Raw genomic sequence first — 8879 nt, 5'->3', positions numbered from 1 at the left:
CGACGAGAGAAGGAGATTCCCGTGGACGACGAGGGCACCTACCAGGTCCTGATCAACGACGAGGAGCAGTACTCGCTGTGGCCGGCGGACAAGGAGGTGCCGGCCGGTTGGCGCAGAACGGGCAAGGAGGGCACGAAGCAGGAGTGCGTGCAGCACGTGGACGAGGTGTGGACGGACATGCGCCCGCGCAGCCTGCGCGAGCGGATGGCCGCGGACCAGCGGAGCTGAGCCCCGGCGCGGGCGGGAGCCGGTGCGCTCCCGCCCGCCGCAGGACGGCACGTCCGCGGCCCCGGCGCGTTCGCCTCCGACGGGCAGACCCCGACGTCGGACTCGACGCTGCGCTGCCGCGAGCGCGACGAGGTCGAGGGCGTCGTGACGGGCCTGGTGGAACGCGCGGACGTCGGTCACCCGAGTGCCGCGGCGAGCCGGTGCAGCCACGACGTCGCGTCGCCCTCGACACCGGGGTGCTCGCCGCGGAAGTTGTCCCAGTCGACCGTCAGCGACAGCACGGACCGCGCGGTGAACTCGTCGGCCAGCGCGCCGAGTTCAGGACGCATCAGGTCGCGGGCGAGAGCCAGCGGCACGGTGGTGTGCTCGGCGAGCAGCACCGCGTCGTAGAGGTCCTTGCCCTGCGGGTAGGAGTCGGTCATCAGCCACTGCAACTTCCACGCCAGCGACAGGGACGGCGTCGCGGCGAGCATCGGCCTGCCCACCCGCGGGACCTCGACCGCGATCGGCTCCTCGGGCAGGTGCTCGCCGAACACGAGGTCCACCTGCACCGCGCCCCCCGGCAGGCCGTCGACGTCGAACGGGAACACCAGCCGCCTGCCGGGCACCCGCTCGTAGGTCCAGATGTGCTCGGACACCACCTGGTCCGCGCGCAGGCCAGGACCCGGGTCGGCGGCGACGGCGGCCACCAGGCCCTCCAGCATCGCCCGCGTCTCCTCGCCGTCGGAGTCCACGGTGTGCGGGACGACCACGAAGTCCAGGTCACCGGGTTCGCGGGCGGTGTCGCCGAGCCACGCCCGCAGCACGACGCTGCCCCGCAGCACCAGGTGCCCGGCCCACGACGAGGCCGCCACGACCGCCAGCACGTGCGTCATCGCCGCGCGCCGCGCGGTGCGCCAGCGCTCGCCCTCGGCCGCGTCGTCGAACACCGGCTCACCCGTCCGGAAGGCGCGGTCGAAGTGCTTGAGCGCCGGGTCGAACACGACCTCCTGCCGCACGCCCCGCTCCGGCGTCACCGCCAGCGGACGGTAGGTCGACGGGTAGTCGCCGCCCTCGGCGGACGGGGCCAGCAGCCGCTGCTCCTCCCGCACCCGCCGGTGCCCCAGCGGCCCGGCCTCCAGCCAGCCCCGGTCGACGTGCAGCGCGTCGTCGTGGACGACGTACTCCTCCTCGACCTCCAGCACCGCGAACCCGCCGTCGCGCAGTGCCGCCAGCAGCGCGTCGAGCCGGCCGCGAGCCGTCGACCGGCCCACACCGCGACAGCGCTGGGTGACGAACCGCTCCTCGTGCGCGTCGTCGCGCGTGCGCCGCGCGTTGCGCGACGCGCGGGCCGCGTGCTCGTGGATCGCCGAGTCGAGCGCGGCCATCGTGCGGAGGTCACCGGTCGGCAGCAGCACCTTCACGTGGTGCTCGAAGTACAGGTCGTCGCGCGCGTCCTCGTCGGAGGACGGCACGCCCTCGTTCCACGGTGCCGCCTCGATCTTCACCCGGAGCACCTCCAGACCGGCCGCCTCCAGGTCGGTCCGCCACCGCGCGGCCAGCTCGCGCAGCTGGGCCAGGGTGCCGCTGCCCGAGACGGTCAGCATCGGTTGGGACGGCGTCGCACCGCGGTCGAGCCGGATGTGGCTGAACTTCGCGCCGTGCCGCCCGGCGAACGCCGCGAGCTCGTCCCCCTTCCACTCGGAACCGGTCAGGTGCACCTCGAAGTCGCCGGAGAACACGTGGTCGATCCTCGCACCCGATCCGCCCTCCTCCTGCACGCACCGGCGACCCGGCTCCCGCGCCGGGACGTCAGAACGCGGGTGGTCCCCGTTCGACGCGGCGCAGGACCGGTTCGAGCCGGTCGAGGTCGTCGCCCTCCGCGAGCTGGCGCTCGTCCCACCAGGTGGCGCCCGCGTCGATCAGCGGCCCGATCAGGTCGCGCGCTCCGGCCGGGTCGGCCGGGCTGACGCCGCCGAGCACGATCTCGAAGGGCGTGCCGTCCCGCTCGCCGCGGTGCTGCCGGACGTGGGCGACGAGGTCGCGGACCTGGTCGACGGGCGGGGCGTGGCCGTGGCTCGCGTCGGCGAACAGCGGCACGGCGCCGTCCCAGCGCGCGGCCCGGCGCATCGGACGGCGGTGCGGCCAGAACCCGGCGATCCAGACCGGAGGGCGCGGACGCTGCGCCGCGGCGGTCAGTCGGCGTGCAGGACGAAGAACAGGAAGCTCGGGGCGGTCGAGAGCAGGTGGAACCCCTCGGGGAACAGCTCGCGGGCGGCGGGGGCGGGCTGGGGTTCGCTGATGACGGAGATGCGGAAGCCGGCCGCGGTGAAGGCGTCGGTCATCGCGTGCAGCGGCCGGTTCCAGAAGGTCACCCTGGCCGTCTGGTCGCCCACGGGCCACTCGGCGATCGAACTGCGGATGGCGAAGTAGTCGGGTCTGCGCCCGGCCAGGCGTTCGACGCAGTAGTCGGCCGTGGGGTGGTTGACCGAGGCGATCAGCCGGCCGCCGGTCCTCAGCACGCGCCGCAGTTCGGCGAGCGCGGGTCCCCAGTCGCGCAGGTAGTGCAGCACCAGGGACGCGACGACGTCGTCGAAGGCGTCGTCGGGGTAGGGCAGCGGGTCGGCCAGGTCGGCGACGCGCAGGTCCGCGTCGGCGCCGAGTCGCCGCCGGGCCTGCTCCAGCATCCCGGCGCTCTGGTCGAAGCCGCTCACGACGGCGCCCCGGTCGCGCAGCGCCGCGAACAGCGGCCCCGACCCGCAACCGGCGTCGAGGACGCGCCGTCCGGCCACGTCCCCGGCCAGCGCCAGGGTCGCGGGCCGTTCGTAGTAGGCGTTGTCGATGCTGGTCTCGTTCTCCGCCGAGTACGCCTCGGCGAAGCCGTCGTAGTCGGCGGGCAGAGCGCGGTTCTCCGGTCCAGAGGCCATGCGACCGATCATGGCACGGACGTCCGACGGCCCCCGCAGCCCGAGACGGGCGGCGGGGGCCGTCGATCACGCGGGTCCGGAACTCAGCGCAGCCGGGCCTCGATCGCCTCGATGATGCGCGGACGCAGCTCGGCGGCGCGGATCACCGCGTCGACGGAGCCCACCTCGACCGCGCGCCGGATGTCGTGCACCCGGTCGAACTCCGCCGCCACCTCACCGATCTTCTCCGCCCGGACCGACGAGCGCAGCTCGTCGAGCTCCGCCACCAGCGCGGCGCGGTCCGTGCCGGAGGCGGCCGCGACGCGGGCCTCCAGCTCCCGCACCCGCGCGTCGGCCGCCGTGCGGGCGTTGACGTCGCCGGAGAACACCACCGCGGCGGCGGGCGCTCCGCCGAGCACGGAGGCGAACGAACCCTCCAGCGCCAGCACCGTCATGTCCGGGTTCAGGGCCTTCGAGAACACCACGAACGCACCGCCGTGGTACCGCGAGATCACGCAGAACACGATGGGGCCGCGGAAGTTCACGATCGCCCGGCCGATCTCGGCGCCGTACTCCAGCTGGAGCGCGCGCATCGACTCCGGCGAGCCGTCGAAGCCGGACAGGTTCGCCAGCACCACCAGCGGCCGGTTGCCGCTGGCCGCGTTGATCGCCCGCGCGGCCTTCTTCGACGAGCGGGGGAACAGCGTGCCCGCCGTGTAGGTGTCCGGGCCGTCGGTGGGGGGGAAGCCGCGGCGCGGCACCGACCGGGACTCGATGCCCAGCAGGCACACCGGGATGCCGCCGAGGTGCACGTCCTGCACCGCCGCCGTCTCCGCGTCGGCCATGCCCGCCCAGCGCTCCAGCACCGGGTGGTCCTGGTCGGCGACGGCGCGCATCACGGTCCGGATGTCGAACGGCTTCTTGCGGTCCGGGTTGAACTCCGCGGAGAAGATCTGGCCGACCGTGGTGAAGTCGCTGTCCGGCACGGCGTGCGGGAAGTCGCAGACGTCCCGGTCGAACGGGTCGGTCGTGGTGGCGCGGCGCGGGCGCTCCTCGCCGGGCAGGACGTAGCTGTGGTCGTAGTGCGCCATCAGCACGTCCCGAGCGGCGGTGAGGTTCGGCGCCCAGTACTGCGCCTGACCGTTCGGCCCCATCACGCGGTCGTGGCCGCCGATGCCGAAGTTGTCCTCGGCCGACACACCACCGGAGAAGTCGAGCGACTGCTTGCCGGTCAGCACCATCGCCGAGTCCGGCGTCATCACCAGGACGCCCCTGGTGTGCATGAGCATCGTCGCCTCGGCGTTCCAGTACGGTTGAGCGCCCACGTTGATGCCCGCGACCACGATGTTGATCTCACCGCCGTCCTGGGTGAACTCGACGATCCGCTTCAGCGCCGCGGCCACCCAGTCCATGTTCTCCGTGCCGGACTCCATCGAGATCCGCGCGCCGGAGGACAGCGCGTACCACTCCAGGGGCACCCGCATCTGCTCGGCGAGGTCCAGCGCCGCGATCACGCGGCGGCACTCCGGCTCGGACAGCGCGCCGAGCGACTTCGTCGGGTCGCCGAGCAGCACCACACGCGTGACGCCCTCGGGGTAGCGCTCGGTCGGGGTGCTGAGCACCCCGGCGACGATCGCCGCGCTGTTGCGCCCCTTCGGCCGGTCCACCGGCGCGAGCACACCGTCCGCCGACAGGTCGTGCTCGGTGAACGTGCCGAGCACACCGGTCAGCTCGTAGGGGTAGACGGTGTTGCGGCTGCGCGCGCGCAGCACCTTCTGCCGGTAGCCGTCCAGCGGCTCGATCAGCTCGTCCGTCGGCTCGCCGATGATCAGCTCGCTGCCGCCGGTGGCGTCGAAGACGATGCGCACGACGACCTTCTCCAGCGCGCCGGTCTCCGGGGCACGCCGGCGGGCGATCAGCGAGATCTCCTCCAGCCCGGCGCCCGCGGTCGTCGGCAGCACGCGCGCGGCGATCGTCTCCAGCTCCGCGCGGGTGAGCTCGCTCGGCGGCCAGACGTAGAGGACGATCCGGTTGGTGGGGAAGCGGTTCTTCGCCGGTCGCTGCGACTGCGCGCGGCGGATCGAGTCGAGACAGGCCGCGACGGTGTCCTCGGTCGTGGGCAGCGCGACCAGCCTGCCGTCCTGCTCGCGCAGCTCGGTCAGGTCGCGGACCTGAGCGAACGCGATGAGCCGGTCGTCGCCCTGGTTCTCGCGGGCGACGCACTGGAAGAGGTAGACCTCCTCGTCCGACGACGGCAGCCGGGTGAGGTCGAACTTCCGCAGCCGCTCCAGCTGCATGCGCTGCGCGATGTGGGGGTGCAGGCCGCGGATCAGCCGGTCCTCGCTCATCCCGTCCGCCGACCGGCGGAACGTGACGTGGTGGTGCATCACCGCGCCGCCGCTGCCGGCGACGGTGGTGGTGAGCCTGCGGACCCGGTCGGGCAGCGCGTGCGCGCTGACGACCTCGTCCAGCTCGGCCGCCATCGACTCGGCGTCCAGCGGCTGCTTCTCCCACGCCAGGTAGACGTCCGCGTCGACGTCGCCCTCGGCGGAGTGCGCCACGGCGGCCAGCCCGCGCAGGGCGTCGCCGAGCGCGTCGAAGCCCACCGCGGTCGAGACCAGCAGGGAACCGGCGCGCTCGGCCACCACGAACGTGCAGCCCTCCGCGTCGCTCGTGCGGACGTTGATCAAGCCCTTGTTGCCGTAGTAGCGCCTGGTCAGCACCTCCAGCATCGGCGCGTGGTCCAGGCCGCCGCGGCCGAGCCGCTGGCCCAGCAGCCGCACCAGCGGCTCGGTGCTGCCGACCATCGCGGCGATCCGCTCGGCGCGGTCCGGCGCGGCGGGGTTCGCGTCGAGGTGACGCAGGTGCTTGCGGACGTCGGCGTAGACGCGGGCGCGGTGGCGGCGCAGCAACGGCTGTCCGAACCACGCGAACACGACACCGCGGGCCAGGTCGGCCACGGCCGGGAACCGCACCTGCGTCGCGGTGACCAGGCGTTCCAGCGCCAGACCGGTCAGCTCCCGCATCGCCTCGGCCGGGGGCGCCTCGCGCAGCCACTCGCGCAGCAGTGCGATGACCACGGCGGTGTCGGACGCCGTGCGCTGCTGCGCGAGGAACAGCCGGAACACGGCGTCCTCCAGCTCCGGCGTGCGCGTGAGCTCGGTGACGCCGTAGTGCCCGAGCGCCTTCGCGAGCCGGTCCTGGAAGGCCGCCGACAGCCCGGCGCGGTCGACGTCCAGGCTCTGCAGGTAGGTGTGGAAGTACTCGCGGGCGCTGTGCACCCGGTCGTCGTCAGCGGAATCCTCGCCCGTCTGCTTGTCGCGGCTCAGCTCGACCAGGTCGGCGAACAGCGACAGCAGCTCGACCTCGTCGGCCAGCGGGCGCTGCTCGGTGGCCGCGAGTTCGTCGCGCGCGGCGAGGTAGTCGGCGAGCACGCGGCGTTCGTCGTGCGGGTCGACGTCGAAGCCCAGCAGCAGGCTGCGCAGGTCCTGCAACCCGCGAGCGGTCCGCGCGCTCGGGACGCCGGAGACCTCGGCGGGCAGGTCCAGCGCGACGGCCTCGACCGCCTCCGCTGCGCTCTCGTCGCCCTCCTCGGCCAGCGGTTCCAGCCGCAGCAGCGGCGCGCCCGTCTTGACCTGGCTGCCGACCGAGACCGTGCACTCCTTGAGCCGCGCGCGGAACGGCGCACGCAGCACCGTCTCCATCTTCATGCTCTCCAGCACCAGCAGCGGCGCGCCCGCCTCGACCTCGGCGCCCACCGCCAGCGGCGTCGCGACGACCAGCGCGGGCGCGGGGGAGCGGACGACGCCGCCCTCGTCGCGGCTGACCCGGTGCGCGACGCCGTCGACCTCGACCAGGTGGATCGGCCCGTGCGTGGCGGTGACCAGGCGCAGCCGGGTGCCGTTGACGGTGATCTGGCCGGTGTGCCGGTCGAACCGGTCCAGCTCGACGTTCGCGGCGAGGGACTCGGCGCCGGAGTCGACGCCGACGCGGAAGCGGTGCGCGCCGACGCGCGCGACCCTGACCCGGTAGCGGGCCCCGCGCAGCGTCAGGTCCTGCGACCGGCCGCTCTCGTGCTGCACCTGCGGGCGCCCGCCGAACGCGGTAGACAGCAGCCGCTCCCGCTCGGCGCGCTCCTCCTCCTCGTACGCCTCGATGCCGGCGGCGGCCAGCGCGACCGCGGAGTGCCGGTGCAGGACGAGCCCGCCCTGCCCGCGGACGCGGTCGATCCAGCCGGTGTCGGCGCTGCCGTCGATCACGGCTGGCTGGTCGAGCAGGTCGAGCACGAAGCTCTTGTTGGTCGCGCCACCCTCGATGATCACCGTGGTCTGCGCCATCGCCCGGCGCAGCCTGCCCAGCGCCTCGTCGCGGTCGCGGCCGTAGGCGATGATCTTCGCGATCATCGAGTCGAAGTCGGCCGGGATGGTGTCGCCCTCGCTGACCCCGGTGTCCACGCGGACGCCCGGCCCGGCGGGCAGGTCCAGCCGCACGATGCGGCCGGGGGACGGCGCGAAGTCGCGGTCGGGGTCCTCGGCGTTGAGCCGCGCCTCGACGGCGTGCCCGCGCTCGGCGGGCTGCTCGCCGGTCAGGGCTCCGCCGGACGCGACGTGCAGCTGGAGCTTGACCAGGTCGACGCCGGTGGTCGACTCGGTGATCGGGTGCTCCACCTGGAGCCGGGTGTTGACCTCCAGGAACGCGAACAGCTCGTCGCCGGGGTGGTAGAGGAACTCGACGGTCGCCGCGCCGCAGTAGCCGACCGCGACGGCGAGCCGCTCGGCGGAGGTCTTCAGCTCCTGCGCCTGCTCGGGGCGCAGCACCGGCGACGCCGACTCCTCGATCACCTTCTGGTTGCGCCGCTGCACGGAGCAGTCGCGGACGCCGAGCGCCCACGCGGTGCCGTGGCCGTCGGCGATCACCTGGACCTCGACGTGCCGCGCACCGGTGACCAGGCGCTCCAGGAACACCACGCCGCTGCCGAACGCCCGCGCGGCCTCCTGGCTGGTGCGCTCGTAGGCGTCGACCAGCTCGGCCTCGTTCGTGATCACCCGGATGCCGCGCCCGCCGCCGCCCGCGGTCGCCTTCAGCATCAGCGGGTAGCCGACCTCGCCGGCCGCGCGGATCGCCGCGTCCAGGTCCTCGACCGCGCCCCGGCTCCACGGGGCCACCGGCACGCCGACCTCCTCGGCGATCAGCTTCGCGCCGATCTTGTCGCCGAGCTTGCGCATCGCCTCGGCGCTGGGGCCGACGAACGTGACGCCGATCCTCTCGCACAGCTCGGCGAACGCCGGGTCCTCCGCGACGAAGCCCCAGCCGACCCACGCCGCGTCGGCGCCGGTCTCCACCAGCGCGCGCTCCAGCACGGCCAGGTCGAGGTAGGGACGGGCGGAGGCCGGGCCGAGGTCGTGGGCGAGGTCGGCCTCGCGCACGAACGTGGCCGTCCGGTCGACGTCCGTGTACAGCGCGACCGTCTCGATCCGCTCCCCGGTCTCCGCGGCGAGGTCCCGCACGGCGTTGATGAGGCGCATCGCGGCCTCACCTCGGTTGACGATGGCAATGCGGCTGAACACCGAGGCGAGCCCTTCTTGTAGCTGACACACACCGGGAGCTGCTCTCCCGGTTCCCTGCAGGGTGCAGACTTCCCTCTACCGGCTGGTAGGGGAATGTCGTGAGTGGAGCACGCCGCGCTCCCCTCTTTGTGGGGACCCGACAAAGGCCCCCGGACGTCGGCGGCTGACCTGAGCATTCGCGACGCCGCGACCCGGCCGC

Annotated in this window: 5 protein-coding genes; 1 reads left to right on the top strand and 4 read right to left on the bottom strand. The window is 73.7% G+C overall.

Annotation, left to right across the window (positions count from 1 at the left end; all coding sequences use genetic code 11):
- Positions 1 to 21 precede the first annotated feature (21 nt).
- On the top strand, positions 22 to 228 hold the full coding sequence (locus tag IMZ35_RS22420) for an MbtH family protein (protein ID WP_199443115.1): 207 nt from the start codon (positions 22 to 24) through the stop codon (positions 226 to 228).
- A 176-nt stretch (positions 229 to 404) separates the two neighbouring features.
- Here IMZ35_RS22420 and IMZ35_RS31880 read toward each other — a convergent pair whose 3' ends face one another.
- From IMZ35_RS31880 to IMZ35_RS22400, 4 genes are all read right to left on the bottom strand, one after another.
- Positions 405 to 1949, bottom strand: a complete 1545-nt coding sequence (locus IMZ35_RS31880; protein ID WP_199443114.1) for a nucleotidyl transferase AbiEii/AbiGii toxin family protein — start codon at positions 1947 to 1949, stop codon at positions 405 to 407.
- A 70-nt stretch (positions 1950 to 2019) separates the two neighbouring features.
- Positions 2020 to 2337, bottom strand: a complete 318-nt coding sequence (locus tag IMZ35_RS22410) for a hypothetical protein (RefSeq protein ID WP_199443113.1) — start codon at positions 2335 to 2337, stop codon at positions 2020 to 2022.
- Between the two features lie 65 nt (positions 2338 to 2402).
- On the bottom strand, positions 2403 to 3134 hold the full coding sequence (locus tag IMZ35_RS22405) for a class I SAM-dependent methyltransferase (RefSeq protein WP_199443112.1): 732 nt from the start codon (positions 3132 to 3134) through the stop codon (positions 2403 to 2405).
- 83 nt (positions 3135 to 3217) lie between these two features.
- Positions 3218 to 8680, bottom strand: a complete 5463-nt coding sequence (locus tag IMZ35_RS22400; protein ID WP_199443111.1) for an ATP-binding protein — start codon at positions 8678 to 8680, stop codon at positions 3218 to 3220.
- Positions 8681 to 8879 lie beyond the last annotated feature (199 nt).

Source organism: Umezawaea beigongshangensis (assembly GCF_016464305.1).
GTDB classification, from domain to species: domain Bacteria; phylum Actinomycetota; class Actinomycetes; order Mycobacteriales; family Pseudonocardiaceae; genus Umezawaea_A; species Umezawaea_A beigongshangensis.
This window is presented reverse-complemented; position numbering and strand designations above follow the sequence as displayed.